The 22,312-nt window shown below is 46.3% G+C and carries 20 protein-coding genes and 1 riboswitch; of the genes, 11 read left to right on the top strand and 9 right to left on the bottom strand.

The annotated features are described in order from the left end of the window. Positions 1-103: 103 nt before the first annotated feature. Positions 104-778: a RadC family protein gene (gene radC / locus OCT63_RS11545; protein ID WP_060467031.1), complete on the bottom strand. Its 675-nt coding sequence runs from the start codon at positions 776-778 to the stop codon at positions 104-106. A gap of 225 nt (positions 779-1,003) precedes the next feature. Between radC and coaBC the strand changes: the two genes are divergently transcribed. From coaBC to lpxL, 3 genes are all read left to right on the top strand, one after another. Continuing rightward, positions 1,004-2,245, top strand: a complete 1,242-nt coding sequence (coaBC, locus tag OCT63_RS11540; protein ID WP_269983755.1) for a bifunctional phosphopantothenoylcysteine decarboxylase/phosphopantothenate--cysteine ligase CoaBC — start codon at positions 1,004-1,006, stop codon at positions 2,243-2,245. A gap of 138 nt (positions 2,246-2,383) precedes the next feature. Continuing rightward, the gene (gene slmA, locus OCT63_RS11535) at positions 2,384-2,974 is read left to right on the top strand and encodes a nucleoid occlusion factor SlmA (RefSeq protein WP_060466937.1); all 591 of its coding nucleotides are present in this window, start codon (positions 2,384-2,386) and stop codon (positions 2,972-2,974) included. Between the two features lie 39 nt (positions 2,975-3,013). Then, positions 3,014-3,994, top strand: a complete 981-nt coding sequence (gene lpxL / locus OCT63_RS11530; protein ID WP_269983754.1) for an LpxL/LpxP family Kdo(2)-lipid IV(A) lauroyl/palmitoleoyl acyltransferase — start codon at positions 3,014-3,016, stop codon at positions 3,992-3,994. 129 nt (positions 3,995-4,123) lie between these two features. Here the strand turns inward: lpxL and pyrE are convergent, their stop codons facing one another. Together pyrE and rph are read right to left on the bottom strand one after the other, a co-directional pair. Next, positions 4,124-4,765, bottom strand: coding sequence for an orotate phosphoribosyltransferase (pyrE, locus tag OCT63_RS11525; RefSeq protein ID WP_026084102.1), 642 nt, complete (start codon positions 4,763-4,765; stop codon positions 4,124-4,126). A gap of 115 nt (positions 4,766-4,880) precedes the next feature. Then, the gene (rph, locus tag OCT63_RS11520) at positions 4,881-5,597 is read right to left on the bottom strand and encodes a ribonuclease PH (RefSeq protein WP_060466935.1); all 717 of its coding nucleotides are present in this window, start codon (positions 5,595-5,597) and stop codon (positions 4,881-4,883) included. A 333-nt stretch (positions 5,598-5,930) separates the two neighbouring features. On the opposite strand from rph, the gene OCT63_RS11515 reads away from it, so the two are divergent. After that, positions 5,931-6,797, top strand: a complete 867-nt coding sequence (locus OCT63_RS11515) for a YicC/YloC family endoribonuclease (RefSeq protein ID WP_269983753.1) — start codon at positions 5,931-5,933, stop codon at positions 6,795-6,797. A gap of 333 nt (positions 6,798-7,130) precedes the next feature. Here OCT63_RS11515 and cspE read toward each other — a convergent pair whose 3' ends face one another. From cspE to OCT63_RS11500, 3 genes are all read right to left on the bottom strand, one after another. Then, positions 7,131-7,343: a transcription antiterminator/RNA stability regulator CspE gene (cspE, locus tag OCT63_RS11510; RefSeq protein WP_017055634.1), complete on the bottom strand. Its 213-nt coding sequence runs from the start codon at positions 7,341-7,343 to the stop codon at positions 7,131-7,133. 312 nt (positions 7,344-7,655) lie between these two features. Further along, positions 7,656-8,081 carry a phosphate-starvation-inducible protein PsiE gene (locus OCT63_RS11505; protein ID WP_161672378.1) on the bottom strand — a complete coding sequence of 142 codons (426 nt, stop codon included), beginning with the start codon at positions 8,079-8,081 and terminating at the stop codon, positions 7,656-7,658. Between the two features lie 198 nt (positions 8,082-8,279). Next, positions 8,280-9,650 carry an NCS2 family permease gene (locus tag OCT63_RS11500; protein WP_017055632.1) on the bottom strand — a complete coding sequence of 457 codons (1,371 nt, stop codon included), beginning with the start codon at positions 9,648-9,650 and terminating at the stop codon, positions 8,280-8,282. Positions 9,651-9,708: 58 nt separating this feature from the next. Continuing rightward, a riboswitch (purine riboswitch) is annotated at positions 9,709-9,808 on the bottom strand. A 324-nt stretch (positions 9,809-10,132) separates the two neighbouring features. Here OCT63_RS11500 and gmk point away from each other — a divergent pair. From gmk to recG, 4 genes are all read left to right on the top strand, one after another. Next, positions 10,133-10,756: a guanylate kinase gene (gene gmk, locus OCT63_RS11495; protein ID WP_269983752.1), complete on the top strand. Its 624-nt coding sequence runs from the start codon at positions 10,133-10,135 to the stop codon at positions 10,754-10,756. Positions 10,757-10,872: 116 nt separating this feature from the next. Then, complete coding sequence (gene rpoZ / locus OCT63_RS11490; RefSeq protein ID WP_060466930.1) at positions 10,873-11,145, top strand: DNA-directed RNA polymerase subunit omega; 273 nt, start codon at positions 10,873-10,875, stop codon at positions 11,143-11,145. A 67-nt stretch (positions 11,146-11,212) separates the two neighbouring features. Next, complete coding sequence (gene spoT, locus OCT63_RS11485) at positions 11,213-13,339, top strand: bifunctional GTP diphosphokinase/guanosine-3',5'-bis pyrophosphate 3'-pyrophosphohydrolase (RefSeq protein ID WP_161687366.1); 2,127 nt, start codon at positions 11,213-11,215, stop codon at positions 13,337-13,339. Between the two features lie 244 nt (positions 13,340-13,583). Then, positions 13,584-15,662 carry an ATP-dependent DNA helicase RecG gene (recG, locus tag OCT63_RS11480; protein ID WP_269983751.1) on the top strand — a complete coding sequence of 693 codons (2,079 nt, stop codon included), beginning with the start codon at positions 13,584-13,586 and terminating at the stop codon, positions 15,660-15,662. A 75-nt stretch (positions 15,663-15,737) separates the two neighbouring features. Here recG and envZ read toward each other — a convergent pair whose 3' ends face one another. Further along, complete coding sequence (gene envZ, locus OCT63_RS11475) at positions 15,738-17,039, bottom strand: two-component system sensor histidine kinase EnvZ (protein ID WP_060466927.1); 1,302 nt, start codon at positions 17,037-17,039, stop codon at positions 15,738-15,740. 328 nt (positions 17,040-17,367) lie between these two features. After that, complete coding sequence (gene ompR, locus OCT63_RS11470) at positions 17,368-18,087, bottom strand: osmolarity response regulator transcription factor OmpR (RefSeq protein ID WP_046223430.1); 720 nt, start codon at positions 18,085-18,087, stop codon at positions 17,368-17,370. Between the two features lie 170 nt (positions 18,088-18,257). Between ompR and greB the strand changes: the two genes are divergently transcribed. After that, complete coding sequence (greB, locus tag OCT63_RS11465; RefSeq protein ID WP_269983750.1) at positions 18,258-18,728, top strand: transcription elongation factor GreB; 471 nt, start codon at positions 18,258-18,260, stop codon at positions 18,726-18,728. A gap of 33 nt (positions 18,729-18,761) precedes the next feature. Here greB and OCT63_RS11460 read toward each other — a convergent pair whose 3' ends face one another. Beyond that, a complete protein-coding gene (locus tag OCT63_RS11460; protein ID WP_161687373.1) occupies positions 18,762-19,544 on the bottom strand; it encodes an AraC family transcriptional regulator in 783 nt (260 codons plus the stop codon). Positions 19,545-19,712: 168 nt separating this feature from the next. Here OCT63_RS11460 and OCT63_RS11455 point away from each other — a divergent pair, with 168 nt between their 5' ends. Beyond that, on the top strand, positions 19,713-20,672 hold the full coding sequence (locus OCT63_RS11455) for an ornithine cyclodeaminase family protein (RefSeq protein ID WP_161672373.1): 960 nt from the start codon (positions 19,713-19,715) through the stop codon (positions 20,670-20,672). A gap of 127 nt (positions 20,673-20,799) precedes the next feature. Next, positions 20,800-22,281, top strand: coding sequence for a Na+/H+ antiporter NhaC (nhaC, locus tag OCT63_RS11450; protein WP_269983749.1), 1,482 nt, complete (start codon positions 20,800-20,802; stop codon positions 22,279-22,281). The last annotated feature ends 31 nt before the right edge of the window (positions 22,282-22,312 follow it).

Raw genomic sequence — 22,312 nt, 5'->3', positions numbered from 1 at the left:
TTTGTGCAGCGCAGCTTGCTTGAGTAATCAGAGCTGATTTTAGGTCTAAAAATGTGGGCGGAATAATAGCAGATTTAACGTAACTAACAACCTAAAATGTGATTCAAATCCATCCACGCTCTGCAAAAGAGACAACTTCGCCATCTCCAACGACAAAATGGTCGAGGATTCGGATGTCCACCAGCGCTAATGCATCGGTTAAACGGCGTGTGATTCGCCTATCTGCTTGACTTGGCTCTGCGATACCCGAAGGATGGTTATGCGCTAAAATTAATGCCGCCGCATTATGATGAAGTGCGCGTTTAACCACTTCCCGAGGGTAAACCGATGCGGCATCGATGGTTCCTTCAAACATCACCTCATCTTTTATCACTCTATTTTGGTTATCGAGGAACAATATATAGAAGGCTTCTCGCTGGCGATCGCGCAGCATACTCGAAAGATAGAGCTTGGTATGGTTGGGGCTCGTCAATGCATCCCCTCGAGATAATGTCTCTGCTAAATAACGTTGCGTCATCTCTAACACTGCCTGCAGTTGAACATATTTCGCTTGCCCCAACCCTTTATGGGCACAGAATTCCGTTTCCGTTGCAGAAAACAGTTGCCGCAGCGAGCCAGAGTCTTTGATCAACTTATCGGCTAACTCTAATACGTTCATTCCCTGCGTACCTGTACGAAGAAATATCGCGAGCAATTCTGCATCACTCAAAGAATCCGGCCCTCTATTTAGTAGTTTTTCTCTTGGCATCGATTCGGCAGGAATATTACTGATAGGCATATAAAGGCTATTTCGTTGGTCATAAATACAGCCCATCAGCTTAATGGCCTTGCTCATTGAGATCCTTCAATGCAGTAGAAGGGGGTCGAGCCGCTTGTAAAATCATGTAATTGATAAGTTTGATAACACCAACTTGATGCGCGTCAACTCTGTTCGAACTCTGCTTCTAGGCACTAATCCTTTGTTCTGATATCGTAAGTCCCAGAAAAATTAAGGAACAGAATCATGCAAACATTGGTTAATCAACTGAGTAACGCTGACCAACAAGGCCTAGCAGGGAAAAAAATCCTACTTGGTATTAGTGGTGGTATCGCTGCTTATAAATGTGCCGAACTGACTCGTCGCTTAATTGAACGTGGGGCGCAGGTACAAGTCGTGATGACAAATGCGGCCAAGGAGTTCATTACTCCCCTCACCATGCAAGCCGTCTCTGGAAGGCCAGTGTCTGATAGTTTGCTTGATCCTGCTGCTGAGGCTTCGATGGGACACATCGAGCTCGCAAAGTGGGCGGACTTAGTATTATTAGCCCCAGCAACCGCTGATCTGATTGCGCGCATGACTGCTGGCATGGGCAACGACCTACTGACGACTCTGGTTTTAGCAACCGATGCGCCAGTGGCGGTATCTCCGGCCATGAACCAGCAAATGTACAGCCACCCTGCCACTCAAGAGAACATCGCAACGCTAAAACGCCGGGGTTGTGAAATCTGGGGCCCAGCTGCAGGCGAACAAGCGTGTGGTGATGTCGGTATGGGACGCATGTTAGAACCAATGCAGCTCGTGCATCGCTGTGAAGACTTCTTCCAACCTAAGCCACTGGCTGGCCGTTCTGTACTTATTACTGCAGGCCCGACTCGTGAAGCGATCGACCCTGTACGTTACATTACGAATCACAGCTCAGGCAAAATGGGCTACGCGTTAGCTGAAGCCGCTGCTAAACAAGGCGCAACGGTCACTCTAGTCAGTGGCCCTGTATCACTCGCGACACCAAACAAAGTAACTCGTGTTGATGTAGATAGCGCACAACAGATGTTTGATGCCGTTACAGCCAGTGTAGCTCAACACGATATTTTCATCAGCTGCGCCGCGGTTGCCGATTATCGCCCCGAGACCATCGCAGACCAAAAGCTTAAGAAGGTCGACGGTAAAGATGACATGACCATTCAAATGGTGAAGAACCCAGACATTGTCGCTTCTGTTGCTTCAATGACCGAAGGTCGCCCTTTTACCGTAGGCTTCGCTGCAGAAACTCAAGATATTGAAAAATACGCGCGCGGCAAACTGGAAAGAAAGAACCTCGATATGATTTGTGCCAACGATGTGTCTGTCGAAGGCCAAGGCTTTAATAGCAGCAGCAATGAGCTGCACCTTTATTGGAAAGGTGGTGATAAATCTCTGCCTCTTGATAGCAAAGATACGCTAGGTTTCCAGATCCTCGATCAGATCCAGCAACTTATTGTCGAATAAACACACGATTTAACTCTGACAACCTGCTGACACCTCTCGATTCTGTTGACCTAGGTCTTACAAAACTAGGAACAGAATTGAATGGTGTTTATAATCCTTCTTCACTCAATCCTCATCTTTAGGAAAGGAAGTAAATAGATGGCTGGTACTCGAAAATCAAACCGTCGTGAAGAAATCCTGCAAGCTCTAGCACAAATGTTGGAATCGACCGAAGGTGCTTCTCGTATCACAACGGTAAAGTTGGCCAAACAAGTCGGCGTATCTGAAGCAGCGTTATACCGCCACTTCCCAAGTAAAGCTCGGATGTTTGAAGGCCTAATCGAATTCATTGAAGAAGCGTTGATGTCTCGAATCAACCGTATTCTCAATGAAGAGAAAGACACACTTGAACGTATACGCCTAGTAATGCAACTTATCTTAGTCTTCTCTGAGCGTAACCCAGGCCTGACTCGTATTTTATCGGGCCATGCTCTAATGTTTGAGAATGAGCGTCTTCGTGAACGAATCAATCAACTTTTCGAGCGTATTGAGACTCAACTTCGCCAAATTCTGCGTGAAAGAAAACTTCGTGAAGGGAAATCATTCCCGGTTGATGAAAAAATCTTAGCCGCGCAATTGCTCGGTCAGGTTGAAGGCAGCTTAAATCGATTTGTTCGCTCAGACTTCAAATATCAACCGACAGAAAACTTTGATGCTTACTGGGCTCTGCTAAGCGTTCAGATTAAGTAGCAATTAAATTAAGTAGCAATCAAACCTTAAGTGATGGTTATGACGACGAAAACTTCTCCAGAAAACGGCACGGCACAACACGTTATTACTAAGCCACCTTTTACTCTGGCACTACTCCACCCAAAATATTGGGGCGTTTGGTTCGGTTTTGGATTATTAGCGCTTATCGTTAATGTACTCCCTTACCGTATATTATTACTGCTAGGTCGTTCATTGGGTTCTCTTGGTGCTCGTTTTGGCAAGAAGCGCGTCGCGGTAGCAACCCGTAATTTGGAGCTATCCTTCCCAGACAAGCCAGCGGATGAAGTCGCGGCAATGGTCAGTGAGAACTTCAAGAATACGGGTATGGCGCTGATCGAAACCGGTATTACGTGGTTTTGGCCAACATGGCGCTTCAAGCGCATCTTAGTGGACAAAGACACTCAAATGCTACGTACGCACAAAGCCAACGGCAAAGGCGTTCTTCTGTGCTGTGTGCATGCCTTGAACTTAGAGATCACCGCGCGAGCAATGGCTGTTCTCGGGATTTCAGGTTTAGGGGTTTACCGCCCACACAATAATCCGGCTTATGAGTTCATTCAATACCGTGGTCGTACTCAGAATGGCAATCGCCTGATTCACCGTAAAGATGTGAAACGTATGATTCGAATTCTGCGTCAGGGTGAAATCCTTTTCTACCTGCCGGATCATGATTACGGCCGTAACAAATCAGTGTTTGTGCCTTTCTTCGCGGTAGAAGATGCATGTACTACCACAGGCACCAGTATTCTTGCGTACACCAGCCGATGTGCACTGGTTCCTGGGTCAGGTTTTAGAAATGCCGATGGCAAGTATGAGATTATGGCGGATGAGTCGATCGAAGATAACTATCCACAAAAAGATGAGAAAGCGGCGGCGGCTTACATGAACCGCTACCTTGAGAAGATTATTTTGCGAGCTCCAGAGCAATGGATGTGGCTGCACAAGCGCTTCAAAACGATGGAAGACCCAGAAGTGGAGCGCGGTATTCGTTATAAATAGATAAGAAAGCAGCTCACCTCAATAGAAAAGTAAAAGGCCCGAAAGAGCTATCTCTTTCGGGCCTTTTTGATTTTTCGATTCTTAACCTAGAGCGCTAAACCATCAGGTTCAGCTTCTTCAGTTTACGAATTAGATACCGTATTGAGCGCGGTACGCTTTTACTGCGTCTAGATGTGCTGCATCTGTGCCTTTCTCTTCAAGGAAAGTCACTAGATCAGTCAGGCTAACGATTGAGATAATCGCACAGCCGAAGTCACGCTCAACTTCTTGAATTGCAGACAACTCACCTTTGCCCTTCTCTTGACGGTCGATAGCAACAAGCACACCCGCTAAGTCAGCGCCGTTCGCTTGGATGATTTCCATCGACTCACGAATCGCAGTACCTGCAGTGATCACGTCATCTACAAGCATGATGCGACCTTCCAGTGCGCTACCGACTAGGTTGCCACCTTCACCGTGGTCTTTCGCTTCTTTACGGTTAAAGCAGTAAGGCGTGTCCACATCGTGGTGATCTGCCAGTGCTACCGCTGTTGTTGTTGCGATTGGGATACCTTTGTATGCAGGGCCAAATAGTACATCGAACTCAATACCTGAATCTGCCAATGCTGCTGCGTAGAAGCGACCTAAGCGTGCTAGGTCACGACCTGTATTAAACAATCCAGCATTGAAGAAGTAAGGGCTCTTACGGCCAGACTTTAAAGTAAACTCACCAAACTTAAGTACTTCTTTCTCTAGTGCAAATTCAATAAATTCACGTTGATATGCTTTCATGCTCATCCTCTAAATTAATTTACTTTCCAATTCCTAGCTTCCGATCACTTCGAAAGCTAACGATGCTGTATTTTCTAAATAAAAAAATAGCCCCCATTTGGGAGCTATCTAAAAACTATTCTGCCAACGCCGCTTTCTGCGCTTCGACGATATCGGCAATGCCCTTATTCGCCAGAGCCAACAGCTGCATCAGCTCTTCGTGGCTGAACGGTTCGCCTTCTGCGGTGCCTTGAATCTCAATCATCTTACCGTCTTCGGTCATTACAACGTTCATATCGGTATCAGCTGCTGAGTCTTCAACGTACTCAAGGTCACACAGTGCTTGTGCACCAACGATGCCCACTGAAACTGCCGCTACGTGGCCTTTCATTGGGTTCTTTTTCAGTTTGCCGCTGTCTAATAGGCTCTTGATTGCGTCAGCCATCGCTACGCTTGCACCAGAGATAGACGCAGTACGTGTACCGCCGTCTGCTTGGATAACATCACAATCGACAGTGATCATGATTTCACCCATTGCTTTTAGATCAACAACAGCACGTAGGCTACGAGCGATCAGACGTTGGATTTCCATCGTACGACCACCTTGCTTACCACTCGCCGCTTCACGACGGTTACGAGTGTGTGTTGCACGTGGCAGCATGCCGTATTCAGCGGTTACCCAACCCTTTCCTTGGCCTTTTAACCAACGCGGCACGTTTTCTTCTACCGTTGCATTACATAGAACTTTAGTGTTGCCGAACTCAACTAATACCGAACCCTCAGCATAAGCTGTGTAGTTACGAGTAATTTTAATTGGACGAATTTGATCTGCAGCGCGGTCATTTGGACGCATTGGTATCTACCTTATTAACAGTCTGAAGTGATTTACTATCGAAAGAGTGCATCACCTGAGAAAGGGGTGAGACAGTTTTGATTGGGGCAAGATTATATAGCAGTTTACCTTTCAAATCTATTTACCGTTCAAAGCGATTTACCATCGAAAGCTATTTTTCGTAACAGGAGGTTTACCGTGAAAGGGAAACGACTGCGAAAAGGAAACTATCGTGAAAGAAAGAATGATACTGAAAGGCTAACTCACGTGAAAAGCTCTGGCTTCGGGTGCAACTCGTATCGTGATACTATGCGTGCGCGTTATTTTCAGAATGATAAAAGACAGGAAAATTCGATGATTTATAGTATGACCGCGTACGCACGCAAAGAAGTAAAAGGCGATTGGGGCAGCGCAGTATGGGAAATCCGTAGTGTAAACCAACGCTACCTAGAAACTTACTTCCGTATGCCTGAACAGTTCCGTGGTTTAGAGCCAATCCTACGTGAGCGCTTTCGTAAGCGTCTAGCGCGCGGCAAGGTTGAATGTAACCTACGTTTTGAAGCAAACCCAGCAGCAAAGGGCGAACTCAGCATCAATGAAGGTTTGGCGCAGCAAGTAATCAATGCCGCGAACCAAGTAATGACGATGACAGGTGAAGAGAGCCGTTTGAACCCATTCCAAGTGATGAACTGGCCTGGCGTGATGGAAACACCTGAGCAAGATATGGATGCCATCAACCAAGACCTACTGGACGCATTCAACGAAGCAATCGCAGAGTTCATTGATGCTCGTTCTCGCGAAGGTGAAAACATGAAAGCGCTCATCGTACAGCGCTTAGATGCGATCACTGAAGAAGTCGTGAAAGTTCGTGCACGCATGCCTGAGATCCTAGAATGGCAACGTGAGCGTCTTCTTACCAAATTTGAAGATGCGAAAATTGAACTTGAAGGTTCTCGCGTTGAGCAAGAGCTTATCCTACTGGCTCAGAAGTCAGACGTGGCAGAAGAACTGGATCGTCTAGATTCTCACGTGAAAGAAGCAAACGCAGTATTGAAGAAAGGTGGCGCTTGTGGCCGTAAGCTAGACTTCATGATGCAAGAGTTCAACCGTGAGTCAAACACGCTAGCGTCTAAATCCATCAGCACAGACATCACTGCATCAGGCGTAGAGCTTAAAGTTCTTATCGAACAGATGCGTGAGCAGATCCAAAACATTGAATAACAGTTTGTCAGTAACACGCTGAATAACCATTAGCTGAATCAGTGTTGGTTAACTTAAAGATAAGCTCCTAAATTTAGGGGCTTTTTTTATAAATACAATGATGCACAGCAAGAAAAATAGAAGATCTGAATTGAGCCGGAACATTAGCTTAGAACGAAGTATAGATTGTGGATTACGATAAGGGTGTAAAGAAGTAATGGGGGTAACGAGAGTAAAAAGGTATTAAAGATATTTCAGAGGGAGATGAAAACTTGAAGCAGGAGATAGAAATTAAAGCAGAAGGTAAAGCGGGAAAGTGACGCAGGTTGTATACAACCTGCGTCGACTTAAATCTTATACAGCTACAACGTTTGCAGCTTGAAGACCTTTTTGGCCTTGCTCTACTTCGAAAGACACTTGTTGGCCTTCTTTAAGAGTCTTGAAACCTTCAGAAGCGATAGCACGGAAGTGAACGAATACGTCAGCGCCGCCGTTGTCTTGAGTTAGGAAACCGAAACCTTTCTCTTCGTTAAACCATTTTACTACGCCGTTTGTTTTGTTAGACATGTTGTGTCCCTTATATAAAAATAAAAAATTAATCGCCAAAAGTGCGATGCGCTGAAAGCTTGAATTATTTAATGTATCTATGAAGCTAAGGGAAACACTGAGGATAACAACGAAGCAATACTGAGGGTTTTTCTTTACAACTGGATGTTTCATTTAATAACTCTGAAAACAGAGCGAGGTGATTATTAGTTATCTGAGCTAAGTTGTAAAGCGTTATTTCAATAAAATTTATTTTTCGTTCAATTCGCATCTATTGAGCCCCAGCGAACTGGGGCTCTTGTGCTACGCGCTGAGTCGAAAGAAAACTAACACTCACTCATCCGGTTGCTTAGTTCGAAGGTCGACATAGGGCCAATAGTGATGTCCGACTCGAATCAGTAATGTGGCAGCTGCCAGGGTAAATGCCGCTAAAGACAACCAAACGATCAATACTGCATCGAGCTCCTTCATACCTAAGGTGATGTAACGAGCAATCGCCATCATCGCAATGTAGATTGGGTATCGGACTGGGATCTTACCGTTCATCACAAACTGCTGAACCATCGCCAACACTTCCAAGTAAATAAACATCAGAAGAATATCGGTCAGTTGCACTCGGCGTTCAGAAAAAACGTGCATGAACTCTTCGACCATCGCAAACAAGGTCGCCAGTGTGATCGCCACCAGCAATACCGCTTCCATAATGTGGAACACTTTTAAAAACGGTTTACTAAAAGATTCAGGTAAATGAGAAGACATAGTCACTCTTCAAAAAATAATTAATCCAACCTCTAAAATAGCATGCATCAATATAAGTCGCGCATTCTAAGAGGTGACGAATACAAAAATAGCCCCACATTCACTGCAGAGCCATCTATTGTTTTTTTACTTAACGACTGTTACTTAACGACTGTTGCTTAACGACTGTTGCTTAACAAGCGTTACTTCGCATTAAGCTTATAGCAGAATCAGGTAAGTTAAGAACACCACACACAGTCCGTAGATAAGCGGGTGTACTTCTTTGCGCTTACCCGCGACAACCATAGTGAATGCGTAGCTGATGAAGCCCATCGCCATTCCGTTCGCAGGTGAGAAGCTTAGTACGGTGAACATGATGGTGAAGAAGGCTGCAATACGTGACTCTTTCTTTTCCCAATTAATCTGACCAAGACGGCCCACCATATAGATACCGACCACGACCATCGCTGGCGCAACCATTGCTGCCGAGAAGATAGAGAAGATTGGGTATAGGAAGAGCGAGATTAAGAACAGACCAGCCACCATCACTGCCGCTAACCCCGTTTTTGCACCTTGAGAAGAAGCAATGCCAGACTCAGAGAAAGCAGTAATTGATGTCGTACCAAGAATCGAACCAATCACCGTACCGCCCGCATCAGCAACCAACGCTGACTTCGCGTTTGGCACCTTGCCATCTTTATCGATGATACCCGCATCACGGCCAACGCCCACAATCGTGCTCAGGCCATCAAAGAAATCGACAATCAGGAAGATAAGGACGATGAACAATAGATCGAACATTTTCTCAGGCGTGAAAGCAGAGAAATCAAAAATAGCACCGAAGCTGCCGGCCATGCTTGGCGGCATCGCAACAAACTGATCAGGAATGGGTGCGTTTGAAGTACCCATGAAGAAGTCAGCAAGAATGGTCAATACGATAGCAGAAACGAACGAGATGAACGTCGCTAACTTGATGTCACGAACCATACAGCCTAGTGCGATGAAGATGCTCACGTAAGCGATGACCACTTTTGGATCGGAAATGTCGCCTAAGCCAACCAGTACGAACGGGTTAGAAACAATGATGCCTGCATTCTTAAGGCCTAAAAAAGCAATGAATAAACCAAGAGACACAGTAATCGCCAACTTCAAGTCTTCAGGAATCGACTCAATCATCGACTTACGAATATTGGTTAACGAAAACGCGAGGTACAAGATACCTGACAGGAAAATACCGAACAGCGCCTCATTCCAAAGCACAGCAACTGAACCACTTAATAGCAAACCTTTGAAGAAGCCGTTCATGCTCATACCCGGTGCAAGCATGACTGGGTAATTGCCCCAAATGCCCATGATGAGCGTTGCGATAGCCGCAGCCAATGCCGTTGCAGTAAATACCGCCCCTTTGTCCATACCTGGGATCCCCCCCAAAATGGCCGGGTTAACCGCAAGAATGTAGCTCATCGCCAAGAAAGTAATAAAACCCGCGTACAGTTCAGTGCCAATCGTGGTTTTTCTTTCAGTGATTTTAAACATCGAATCAAGCGAGCCAGAGGTGTTCTGGGCTTTCAGGGTGGAATCGGTACTCACAACAAAACCTTTGCAATAAATTAAGAATTTGGTGATTCAAATGCTGTGAGAATAGAGAGGTCTCTACACTAAAAACTGTAGTCACCAAGGTAGGCTCGGTAGTAGAAACATCTAGTCCATATCACTAGGTATATACAGCATTTAATCGTTTGCGCGGATTGTAAGGATTGAGATTAAAACATCAACATTTTTTGCCTAGATCACATAAAAAAATGAGCGTCGAGGGTCATTACATTTATACCAAACTCAGTCAAAGGATCATTCACTAATAAATAACGATCAAGCCAGTTGTTCTCAATCATCTAAATGTGCTACTCTTCGCCTCCATTTTTCTGACCTAATTTTCACCAGTTGCCTCTATTGGTTTCACTCGCTATTCCTTTATAGATGCAACCATCGGTACAACAATTAAGGTCAGTGCTATCTTTTATAGTGTCGGTTTATCGCCTGCACTTAATCCAACCAACAGTGGAAATATACAGATGGGCAAAGGTACTCTTTACATCGTATCTGCACCTAGTGGCGCAGGTAAGTCGAGCTTGATCTCAGCAATGCTAGAAACCAATCCAACCTACGCAATGAAGGTATCTGTTTCACACACCACTCGCGGTATGCGCCCTGGTGAGGAAAATGGTGTTCACTACCACTTTGTAGAAAAACATCATTTTGAAGACCTTATTAATAAAGGTGAGTTCCTAGAGTACGCTGAAGTATTCGGCAACTACTACGGTACTTCACGCGTTTGGATTGAAGAAAACCTAGACCGCGGTATCGATGTATTTTTAGATATCGACTGGCAAGGTGCTCGTCAGATCCGTAAACAAATGCCTCAATCGAAGAGTGTTTTCATTCTTCCACCATCAAATGGTGAACTTGAGCGTCGTTTGAATGTTCGCGGTCAAGACAGCAACGACGTTATTGCGAAACGCATGAGCGAAGCAAAATCAGAAATTTCTCACTATGCAGAATACGATTATGTGATCGTGAATGATGACTTTGATGCAGCCCTAATGGACTTCAGAGCTATCATTCGTGCGGAACGTTTAAAACAAGATAAGCAAGCAGCAAAATACAGCGGCATGCTTACAGCACTACTGGCGGAATAATCTATAACTGGATTTTCCACTGAGATAAGTATACGGTAAGCTAGTAAGTATCTAGTTAAACTTGTATACTTTCTCGTCATTAAAAATTTATTAGTTAATTACTATTTGGAGTCCTCATGGCACGCGTAACTGTTCAAGACGCTGTTGAAAAAGTTGGCAACCGTTTCGACCTAGTTCTGATTGCGGCTCGCCGCGCACGTCAAATGCAAACTGGCGGTAAAGATTCACTAGTGCCTGAAGAAAACGATAAGCCAACGGTTATCGCCCTTCGCGAAATCGAAGAAAGCCTTATCACTAAAGACGTACTAGACGCTCGTGAGCGTCAAGAGCAACAAGAGCAAGAAGCGGCTGAACTTGCAGCAGTAAGCAGCATTACTCACACTCGTTAGCTCGCAGTCGTTAGCTCACAGCCGCTAAAAGCGTCATTCGAACTAATTAACCTTCCGGGCCTTTAATTTGTATCTATTCGATAGCCTCAAAGACGTTGCCCAAGAATACCTAACAGAGCCTCAAGTTGAGGCTCTGCGTCAATCTTATGTGGTAGCGAGAAACGCCCATGAAGGGCAAACCCGTTCAACGGGTGAACCATACATTATCCACCCTGTAGCGGTTTCAAGAATTCTGGCAGAAATGCGTCTGGATATCGAAACTCTGCAAGCCGCCCTACTCCATGATGTAATTGAAGATACTGAAGTTACAAAAGAGGAGCTAGAAGCTCAATTCGGCACTACCGTTGCTGAACTGGTTGATGGTGTATCTAAGCTGGATAAGCTTAAATTTCGTGATCGCAAAGAAGCGCAAGCTGAGAACTTTCGCAAGATGGTTCTCGCTATGGTGCAAGACATCCGCGTTATCTTGATCAAATTAGCTGACCGCACGCACAACATGCGCACGCTTGGGGCTCTTCGTCCTGACAAAAAGCGTCGTATTGCCCGTGAAACTCTAGAAATCTATTCTCCGCTAGCTCATCGTCTTGGTATTCATAACATCAAGACCGAACTGGAAGAGTTGGGCTTCGAAGCCCTCTACCCTAACCGTTATCGTGTACTTAAAAACGTAGTGAAAGCTGCACGTGGTAACCGTAAGGAAATGATCCAACGTATCCATAACGAAATTGAAGGCCGTCTTGAAGAAGTCGGTTTGCCAGCGCGTGTGCTTGGTCGCGAAAAAAACCTGTTCTCTATCTACAACAAGATGAAAACCAAAGAACAGCGCTTCCACACCATTATGGACATTTATGCTTTTCGCGTCGTTGTGGATACCCCAGATACTTGTTATCGCGCACTTGGTCAGGCTCACAGCCTATACAAGCCACGCCCTGGCCGCATGAAAGATTACATTGCGGTACCAAAAGCCAACGGCTACCAATCTCTGCATACATCAATGATCGGCCCTCATGGGGTGCCCGTTGAGGTTCAAATCCGTACTGAAGATATGGATCAAATGGCAGACAAAGGTGTCGCAGCACATTGGTCTTACAAAGGTAATGGCGCGCGCAGCAGCAACGGGACAACCGCACAGGTTAAAGCACAACGTTGGATGCAGAGCTTACTTGAGCTTCAACAAAGCGCAGGTAACTCATTCGAATTTATTGAAAACGTTAAATCTGATCTGTTCCCAGATGAGATCTTCGTGTTCACGCCGAAGGGTCGCATTGTTGAACTTCCTGCAGGTGCAACCGCGGTCGATTTTGCTTACGCGGTCCATACCGATGTCGGCAACATGTGCGTGGGGGCTCGTGTAGACATGAACCCTTACCCACTCAGCAAGTCGCTGAAGAATGGTCAAACGATTGAGATCATCAGTGCTCCGGGCGCTCGTCCAAATGCAGCATGGCTCAACTACGTTGTGACCTCTCGTGCACGTACTAAGATCCGTCAGGTTCTAAAAACAATGCGCCGCGAAGAGTCGATTACGCTAGGTCGTCGTTTACTTAATCACGCCCTTGGCGAGCGTTCTATTGCCGATATCGGCCAAGAGAATATTGACCATGTATTGTCTGATCTTCGTCTGACCAACATTGAAGACTTACTGACATCAATTGGTCTCGGTGAGTTGATGAGTATCGTGATTGCTCGCCGTCTACTCGGTGATGCGGACGAACTGACTGAAATGGAAAACAGCAGCGGCACACCTAGGAAGAAATTGCCTATCCGTGGTGCTGAAGGTCTACTGCTGACATTCGCTAAATGTTGTCACCCAATTCCAGATGATCACATCATCGCCCATGTCTCTCCAGGTCGTGGTCTTGTGGTCCATCGTGAAACGTGTCCAAACGTTCGTGGTTACCAGAAAGAACCAGATAAATACATGGCGGTTGAATGGTCTGATGGTTATGATCAAGAGTTCATCGCTGAACTTAAAGTTGATCTACAAAACCACCAAGGTGCGCTGGCTGAGTTAACGAATGTTGTCTCAAAAACAGGATCTAACATTCACGCGATTTCAACGGAAGAACGTGATGGACGCTTGTACACTGTGACAATCTTGCTGACCACGAAAGATCGTGTTCATCTGGCAAGTATTATGAAGAAGCTGCGTGTGATGCCACACGCGCTGAAGGTAAGGCGTCGCAAGAACTGATCAAAATAAAGATGAGGGATTCGAGATGGCGAAATGCGAAGAGCAAAAGACTTCGTGACTCACCATCTTGGCTCCACATCTTTTTTAATCTTTTCGAATCCCATTAACTCGCATCCCGTATCTACTCTTATTCCCTTCGAATCCCGTTCACTCTCATCCCTCATCGGCTTCTAAGCTTTATCCTGTACAAAAATCCAGTAAAATGCTTGAATAGATCATCTCTCTTACGTATATGAGCCTTGTTATGTCACAGCTTTTATCTGCTATCCCTCTCAACTCTTTATCTGGAGTCGGCGCTAAAGTCGCAGAGAAACTGGAAAAGGTTGGGCTTAACAACGTACAAGATCTGCTGTTTCACCTCCCTTTACGCTATGAAGATAGAACACGTATCTATCCCATCGTAAAACTGCACGCAGGCCTTTGGGCGGCAGTGCAAGGCAAGGTGATGCACGTCGATACCATTTTTGGTAAACGTAAGATGTTAGCGGTAAAAATCAGTGATGGTAACGGCACCATTACTCTGCGTTTTTTCAACTTTACCGCCGGCATGAAAAATAACTTTGCCGAAGGCAAACAAGTGCATGCTTATGGTGAGATTAAGCGCGGCAATATGGGGCTGGAGATCGTCCACCCGGATTACAAATTCTTTGCCCCAAGGCAGCAACCTGACGTTGAAGCGAACCTGACCCCTGTATACCCAACCACTGAAGGACTAAGACAAGTCACACTGCGCAATCTGACTGAGCAAGCGTTAGAGCTGATCGACAAGGCCGCCGTGAATGAACTTTTGCCTTCAGGTTTATACGATCACCAAATTACCCTCGCCCAAGCACTGCACACCATTCACAGACCACCTCCGGGCATCGACCTAGAGCTGTTTGATGAAGGTAAACACCCTGCGCAGCTGCGCCTGATTATGGAAGAGTTACTGGCTCAAAACCTGTCGATGTTGTCGGTTCGTAGCAAAGGGCAGCAAGACAAAGCGATGCCCTTTCCTCCAGTACATACACTTAAAGACAAGCTATTGGCTCAGCTGCCGTTTTCGCCAACCAATGCTCAAGCACGAGTAACCAAAGAGATCGAAGCTGACCTTGAAAAGCCGCACCCAATGATGCGTTTAGTGCAGGGTGATGTAGGCTCAGGTAAAACCTTAGTCGCTGCACTGGCAGCCGTTCGAGCATTAGAACATGACCAACAAGTAGCGCTGATGGCCCCCACTGAACTGTTAGCCGAACAGCATGCGATCAACTTCGCCAACTGGTTTGAAGCGATGGGCATTCAAGTCGGCTGGCTGGCTGGCAAACTCAAAGGTAAGGCTCGTGAAACTGAGCTGGCGCGTATTGCCAGTGGCGAAGCGCAAATGGTGGTCGGTACGCATGCCCTATTCCAAGAGCATGTCGAGTTCAAAAACCTTGGCTTGGTGATCATTGATGAACAGCACCGATTTGGTGTCCACCAGCGATTAGAGCTGCGTGAGAAAGGCGCTAAGCAAGGCTACTACCCTCACCAGTTGGTAATGACCGCAACCCCCATCCCACGAACACTCGCCATGACCGCCTATGCCGATCTCGAAACTTCGATTATTGATGAATTACCGCCGGGGCGAACGCCCATTCAAACCGTGGCAATTCCTGACACCAAACGGGATGATATTGTCGAACGAGTGAGAAATGCGTGTCTCAATGAGGGCAAGCAGGCCTATTGGGTGTGTACGCTAATTGATGAGTCGGAAGTATTAGAAGCGCAAGCTGCGGCTGATACTGCAGAAGAGCTGCAACGCAAACTACCAGACGTAAAAATTGGTTTGGTGCATGGACGGATGAAGCCAGCCGAGAAGCAAGCAGTGATGCAGGAGTTCAAAGAGAACAAACTGCACCTGTTAGTTGCAACAACCGTGATTGAAGTCGGTGTGGATGTGCCGAATTCGAGCTTAATGATCATCGAAAACCCAGAGCGTCTTGGCCTAGCACAACTCCACCAGCTGCGTGGCCGTGTTGGCCGTGGCTCGGTCGCAAGTCACTGTGTATTGCTGTACCACTCTCCACTGTCTAAAACCGCTCAGAAGCGCTTAGGTGTGCTGCGTGAAAGTAACGATGGCTTTGTGATTGCACAGCGTGACTTAGAGATTCGAGGCCCCGGTGAACTGCTTGGTACCAAACAGACAGGCTTAGCCGACTTCAAGATTGCCGACTTAGTTCGTGACCAGCGACTGATTCCTGAAGTGCAGCGTATTGCGCGTCATATTCACGACAGCTACCCAGAGAATGCCAAAGCGATCATCAACCGTTGGCTGGGCGAGCGTGATGTGTATTCTAAGGCTTAATGAACAAAGTAACGTTAACCCAAAACGTCAAAAGGCTTCCCTCAAGGAAGCCTTTTCGTACTAGTCAGTTCAGCTCTAAGGTTTAACAGGGAAACTGATCTGCGCTTTCAAACCACCTTCACTACGATTGTTCACCACCACTGCGCCTTGGTGCTGGCTGACAATACGTTTGACAATAGCCAAGCCCAAGCCTGTACCTTCACTGCCACGCGCCGTATCGCCACGCGTGAACGGCTCAAACAGCTTGCCGACCTGGTCTTGCGGAATACCCGGCCCATTATCTTCCACCGTTACCCAAGCAAGCTTATTGTCGGCTGTCATTCCCGTCGATACCTTGACCCAACCATGACCATAACGCAGCGCGTTGACCACCAAGTTGCTCACCGCACGCTTCATTTCAATCGGGTTCCCTAAGGTGGGTTTCATTGATTCTGAAATGTCAGTTTCAATCTGTACCTCGTATCCACCCTCAGATATCGCAACTTCACGGGCAATATCATCGATAAACACCGCTTGGAATGAATCTCGGTCGACTGGCTTCAGGTAGTCCATAAACTGACTGATGATCTCGTTACACTCTTCGGTATCACTGATGATCCCTTCTGCTAAGTAACTCTCCTCTGGAGACATCATCTCTGTCGCTAAGCGAATACGCGTTAATGGAGTACGTAAATCGTGGCTGATACCCGCCATCAGCAGCGCTCGATCTTCTTCCAATTCTTGTATTCCTTTCGACATTTGATTAAAGGCTCGAGTGACGGAACGAATCTCTTGTGCACCTTGAACTGGCAATGGTGGGGGAATCTCACCTCGCCCGACACCTTGCGCCGCTTTCTCCAAGGTGATTAATGGTCGGTTCTGTAATCGAATAAACAACCAACCACCTGCAACAATCAACATCGCCATGATCAAGCTATTACGAAAAAGAGGGGCAAAATCTTCCTCTTGCAACTCTGATAGCGGAATACGAATTAAAGAATTAGGTAACTGCGCAATGTCCATCCACAACACATAACTCTCTTTGCCTAACATCAACCGCACTTCCGTCTCAGAGCCGAGTTCTTTGGTCATCTCCTCGCTCATCAGGTCAATCGCCACCGCATGGTAATACTCATCCGCCGCTCCGCTGTCCTTGGCATGAACGGTGACTCCTAGCTGTTCAAGCACACGCTGACGTAGCGGTGCATCAATCTCGATATTCATGTCACTGTCTTGATCCAACACTAGGTTTAACTCATGAGCCAAGATCTTATTAAACTGCTGCAAACTCGGCATCAAAGCATAGTTAAATACGGCGTAGTAAGAAAAAACTTGGCTGGCAACCAGCAAAGTTAACAAGAGCACTATCGACTGGGTAAAGGAGCTACGTATACGCATAGAAGGCCTAAAGTGAGGGATGATAAAGGGACATAATGGGAACTATAGCTGTAATACCAATCACAGTAAGTAAATGATCATAAATAGCGCCGGAAAAAGGCTTGAGAACAAGGCAGCAATTTTTGATAAGTAGTTATTCTACAATCAAAATTTCTAACGAAGTTATCGAGCGTTTTAACAAGCTAGGATGAGCAGTTATTTACTACGATTGGTATCTCTCATTGTGCTGAATACAAAACGGGCCATCACATATCAATGAGATGACCCGTAAATAATAAACTCTGAATCACAGAACCGGTAAAGCCGCTTTTGATCTTATAACGCGAGATTACACCGCTTTACCTTCTGGAACGAAGACATAACCTAGGCCCCACACGGTTTGGATATAACGGGGTTTACTTGGGTCTTCTTCAACAAGGCGACGCAGACGTGAAATCTGAACATCAATAGAACGTTCCATCGCGGCATATTCACGGCCACGTGCCATGTTCATTAGCTTATCGCGAGACATTGGCTCACGAGCGTTGGTCACAAGTGACTTCAACACAGCAAACTCACCAGAAGTCAGTGGCATTGGCTCATCACCGCGGAACATTTCACGCGTACCTAGGTTCAGGCGGAACTCACCAAATTCAACCACAGACTCTTCCGTGCTTGGTGCGCCCGGTGCTTCAATCACTTGGCGGCGCATTACCGCTTTAATACGAGCCAAAAGCTCACGCGGGTTAAATGGTTTCGGCAGGTAGTCATCGGCTCCCACTTCCAAACCCACAATACGGTCGACCTCATCACCCTTTGCTGTCAGCATTAAAATAGGCAGTGAGTTATTTGCGTTGCGTAGACGACGACAGATCGAGAGGCCATCTTCGCCCGGCATCATTAAATCCAATACCATCAAGTGAAAATTTTCACGGGTTAACAGGCGGTCCATCTGCTCACTGTTTGCCACGCTACGCACTTGAAAGCCCTGCTCAGACAGATAGCGTTCCAACAATGCACGTAAGCGAGCATCGTCATCGACCACTAAAATTTTGTAGTTTTCTTGCATGTAATGGTTCCACCTATTAAAGCTCAAACCGTAGGTTAAGCATTTTTGGTAAATTGTATAAGACATTAAAAATGTAACATTATTGGGGAAAAAGTCGCCTAAATAATTGTTAACGTATGTTGCCTTTCTATATATTCTATCTTAGAACATCATTTCATTAAGTCCGATTTATGAAAACCAAACTTATCACCCGAGAAGGTTATAACAAGCTCAAAGCAGAACATGACCATTTATGGCACGAAAAACGTCCAGAAATCACAAAAATAGTCACTTGGGCTGCAAGCCTTGGAGATCGTTCGGAAAACGCAGATTATACGTTCAATAAGCGTTTGCTTCGTCAGATTGATCGTCGAGTGCGTTTCTTACGCAAATTCCTACCTGATGTCACTATCGTTGATTACTCTCCGCAGCAAGAAGGTAAAGTGTTTTTCGGTGCTTGGGTCGAAATTGAGAATGATGAGGGGGACATTAAAAAGTTTCGAATTGTCGGCCCAGAGGAGATCTATGGCGATGCTAAAGGCTATATCTCTATCGACTCACCAATGGCTAGAGCTCTGCTGAAGAAAGAAGTGGATGATGAGTTTACGGTAAAAACACCGGAAGGCGACAAAGAGTGGTTCATTAACTCGATTCACTATTAATAAACCGAATAAGCGTGACCTATCGATTTGTTATTAGCGTGGCTTTCGGCGTGTGTCGCTAGGCGAATGTTGAAAGCTGCGTTTGTAGGCACGAGAAAAACTCGATAGCTGAGAAAAGCCAACCTCGGCCGCGAGTTCAGTCATTGGCATGTTGCTGTTGCGAAGTAAAAGCTGTGCTTTTTGCATGCGTCGCTGCATGACATATTTTTGCGGTGTCACCCCAAACTGTTTTTGGCATAAACAGTAAAAGTGGCTCTCACTCAAATGCATTGCGTGGGCAAGCTGAGCATTCGTTAACGCAGTCGCGATGTGTTGGTCGATGTAAGCATTTAAGTAACTCGTTTCTAAACGGCGGTGAGGTGAAGGCGTGGTAGATGATGCAGACATTTGGCCTAATTGCGTTAAAAACAACGACACTAACTGGCAGTTTATCTGTGGTGACATCGTATCTTGCCGAACTTTCTGAGCGGCAAAGTCCAATAATATCTGGCTTTCGGCCCCTAAATCTAAAAAGTAAGGCTGCTGAAATATCGATTCCTGTAATGACAAATTACACGCTTGCTCTAGAGCTTGGATGTAAGGATCGGCAGGTGCTAAGTCAATGACCAATAACTCACTGTCTTCACTTAGGCCATTATAAAAATGCGGTGCGTTATTGGGGATGACCGCCACCGTACCGTGACCTATTTGCCCACTTTCACGTTCAAACTCACACGCCATGGTACCTCGCCAACCTAGCAGTACTTGAGCATAGCTGTGTAGGTGCTGACCCTGGCGTCTAGCAATAACATTTCGTCTGATCTGAGTTTGATTCACCGTATCTTTCCTACGTTTATCTGTGTGCTTAGTTTTCCCACTGTAGTGCTTCCTTCCCCAAAATCTTTCACTTTCGGAGTCTGAGTTAAATACCACAGAGTCTCAGGCAAATGTTCATCTCTTTTAACAGATAACATAACAATATATTAACAGGGAAGGAAGAATGACATGCAACTTAACCAACAACAGGTTCACAACGCACTACCGTGGCTACCTTTAGTCGACGCGCTAAAGGATATTTTCACTCGCGATGTAACGGCACCGATTCGTCATCACCACACCATGAATGTACCGCAAGATCCTAGCGCGACTTTGCTATTAATGCCGGCATGGATTGAAGGTGAGTATTTGGGAGTGAAACAGGTCAATGTATTTCCGGGCAACTCTGCTCGTAATCAACCAGGGCTCAGCAGCCATTATCTACTTAGCTGTGGTAAAACAGGAAAAATGTTAGCTCAGATTGATGGGAACGAACTAACGGCACGCAGAACCGCGGCCGCTTCAGCATTAGCTTCTCATTATCTATCACGTGAAACGGCGAGCAAAATGCTGATGGTTGGAGCTGGAAGAGTGGCACGACGTTTAGTCCCAGCCCATATGAGTGTACGCCCAATCAAGACCGTTCATGTGTGGGATATTAATCAGTCCGCTGCTGAGCAATTAGCAACAGAACTACGCGATGAAGGAGTGGACGCTGTTGCCTGCCCAAATGATCAACTGGAAGCGATAGCAAGAGACGCTGATCTGATTAGTTGTGCAACGCTTTCAACGGCCCCAATCATTAAAGGTGAGTGGCTTAAACCCGGTGCGCATTTAGACTTAGTAGGAAGCTTTACCCCTACGATGCGTGAAACCAACAATGAAGCGCTAAAACGAGCCAATGTTTTTGTGGATGTGAAAGCAGCTGCACTGGTTGAGACGGGCGAGTTGATCATGCCTATCCGTGATGGCGCGATTACCGAAGAGAGTATCTTAGCCGATTTCTCAACCTTGTGCAGTGGTCAACATGCGGGGCGTGCAGGCCTTGACGATCCTGAAGCCGCAATCACTCTTTTCAAATCGGTCGGTGATTCTCGTGAAGATCTGGCTGGCGCGATTCTGGCTTACCAGTCAGTACAGAGCATTTAAATGGTAATAAGGCCGACGTGTACTTGGCCTTTTATTTTGCTGTCGCCTGTTTATCCACTAGCAGGATTTCCATACGCGGCGCACCTTGCTTGGTGTGGTTCTCGTGACTTTATTTGGAAAAATACCTATGACTAAAAAGAATTCAGATTATACGACGCCACCACCATTAGGCTTGGCGATCGTACCGATTATTCTCACCATTGCGCTGTTAGCGACACAAATTTTTTATTATGACGACTTCACCCCCCATATTGCGCTGGCCATTGGCTTCGCTATTACCGCGCTGGTTGGTTGGTATCAAGGGCTTCGGTGGCAGGACATAGAGTCCGGTGCATTTCGTGTTTTACACGTGGCGATGCCTTCAATAGCAACCCTTATTGTTGTGGGTATGCTAGTCAGCACTTGGATTGCCAGTGGTACGGTACCGACGCTGATCTATTACGGTTTAGTGTTAATCGAACCTGAATGGTTTCTGGCTGCCACAATGTTATTGTGCTCTGTCGTTTCCCTTTCTATTGGTTCGAGTTGGACCACTGTCGGTACGGTGGGCCTTGCCTTAGTGGGTATTGGTTTTGCTTTTGGTATCCCAGTCTACTGGACGGCGGGAGCCGTTGTATCTGGTGCTTTTTTTGGCGATAAAATCTCACCATTGTCTGATACGACCAACCTTGCCGCCGCTGTGACAGAAACTAATGTGTTCGCTCATATTCGCAACATGATGCCGACCACCATTCCAGCCATGCTAATTGCTTTAACGCTGTACTCCATTCTTGGTGGCGTGGTGATGAGCGATACGACATCAGGCGCTCAGCAGCTACAAGAAATCACCGCTATTCAATCGGGTTTGGAGAGTCATTTCTCTCTTGGTTTTCTTCCTTTGCTGCCACTTTTGGTGGTGATGGTGCTCGCTTTTTACAAAATAGCGCCGATCCCTGCCCTGTTTACAGGCTTTGTTTTCGGTGCCGGTGTGGCGGTGCATAATTATGATTACAACCTGAATGACATTCTGACATTTGCCCACAGTGGATACAAAATAGAGACAGGATCTGCAGCGCTGGATAATTTGTTGAATCGTGGTGGCGTCACATCCATGACCTGGGTGATTACCTTAATGATGTTTGCGTTGGCATTTGGTGGCGCGCTGGAGCGTACCGGATGTTTGGAGTCTGTCGTCAATGCAATAATGAAGTCCACTCGAGGTTTCAGAGGGTTACAAACCAATGCCATCCTCACTTCGGTAGCGACCAACGCCGTATCGGGTGATGTGTACCTCTCTATCGCGTTACCTGGCCGTATGTTTGGACCGCAATACGACAAACTCGGTTATAGCAGACTAAATCTATCCAGAGCGATTGAAGAAGGAGGCACATTAGTCTCGCCCTTGATCCCTTGGAATGCGGGTGGCGCATTTGTGATGGGAACATTAGGGCTGGTTGTCACTCCCGGTGATTACAGTGCCTTGCTATACGCACCATTGGCATTTGCTTGTTGGTTGTCACCCACTATCGGCATTATTTACGCTCAAACAGGGTGGTTCTCAAAGCGCACCGAGAAAAACGAAGCGACCAATAATGAGGTGGTTTCAGCCACCAGTGGCAGCCCCCACTGATCCATATAACACACGATTCTTTCGCTAAGCC

The sequence above is a fragment of the Vibrio sp. RW genome (assembly GCF_027587105.1).
In the GTDB taxonomy this organism is placed as follows: domain Bacteria; phylum Pseudomonadota; class Gammaproteobacteria; order Enterobacterales; family Vibrionaceae; genus Vibrio; species Vibrio toranzoniae.
The sequence above is the reverse complement of the archived record's forward strand: the minus strand, read 5'-3'. Positions and strand labels throughout refer to the sequence as shown.

Excerpts from the sequence above, each read along its gene's own strand:
- nhaC (WP_269983749.1), top strand. The coding sequence starts at position 20,800 with ATGACTAAAAAGAATTCAGATTATACGACGCCACCACCATTAGGCTTG.
- recG (WP_269983751.1), top strand. The coding sequence starts at position 13,584 with ATGTCACAGCTTTTATCTGCTATCCCTCTCAACTCTTTATCTGGAGTC.
- pyrE (WP_026084102.1), bottom strand. The coding sequence starts at position 4,765 with ATGAAAGCATATCAACGTGAATTTATTGAATTTGCACTAGAGAAAGAA.
- OCT63_RS11505 (WP_161672378.1), bottom strand. The coding sequence starts at position 8,081 with ATGTCTTCTCATTTACCTGAATCTTTTAGTAAACCGTTTTTAAAAGTG.
- ompR (WP_046223430.1), bottom strand. The coding sequence starts at position 18,087 with ATGCAAGAAAACTACAAAATTTTAGTGGTCGATGACGATGCTCGCTTA.
- OCT63_RS11455 (WP_161672373.1), top strand. The coding sequence starts at position 19,713 with ATGCAACTTAACCAACAACAGGTTCACAACGCACTACCGTGGCTACCT.
- greB (WP_269983750.1), top strand. The coding sequence starts at position 18,258 with ATGAAAACCAAACTTATCACCCGAGAAGGTTATAACAAGCTCAAAGCA.
- radC (WP_060467031.1), bottom strand. The coding sequence starts at position 778 with ATGCCTATCAGTAATATTCCTGCCGAATCGATGCCAAGAGAAAAACTA.
- rpoZ (WP_060466930.1), top strand. The coding sequence starts at position 10,873 with ATGGCACGCGTAACTGTTCAAGACGCTGTTGAAAAAGTTGGCAACCGT.
- gmk (WP_269983752.1), top strand. The coding sequence starts at position 10,133 with ATGGGCAAAGGTACTCTTTACATCGTATCTGCACCTAGTGGCGCAGGT.
- lpxL (WP_269983754.1), top strand. The coding sequence starts at position 3,014 with ATGACGACGAAAACTTCTCCAGAAAACGGCACGGCACAACACGTTATT.
- cspE (WP_017055634.1), bottom strand. The coding sequence starts at position 7,343 with ATGTCTAACAAAACAAACGGCGTAGTAAAATGGTTTAACGAAGAGAAA.
- OCT63_RS11515 (WP_269983753.1), top strand. The coding sequence starts at position 5,931 with ATGATTTATAGTATGACCGCGTACGCACGCAAAGAAGTAAAAGGCGAT.
- coaBC (WP_269983755.1), top strand. The coding sequence starts at position 1,004 with ATGCAAACATTGGTTAATCAACTGAGTAACGCTGACCAACAAGGCCTA.
- envZ (WP_060466927.1), bottom strand. The coding sequence starts at position 17,039 with ATGCGTATACGTAGCTCCTTTACCCAGTCGATAGTGCTCTTGTTAACT.
- slmA (WP_060466937.1), top strand. The coding sequence starts at position 2,384 with ATGGCTGGTACTCGAAAATCAAACCGTCGTGAAGAAATCCTGCAAGCT.
- rph (WP_060466935.1), bottom strand. The coding sequence starts at position 5,597 with ATGCGTCCAAATGACCGCGCTGCAGATCAAATTCGTCCAATTAAAATT.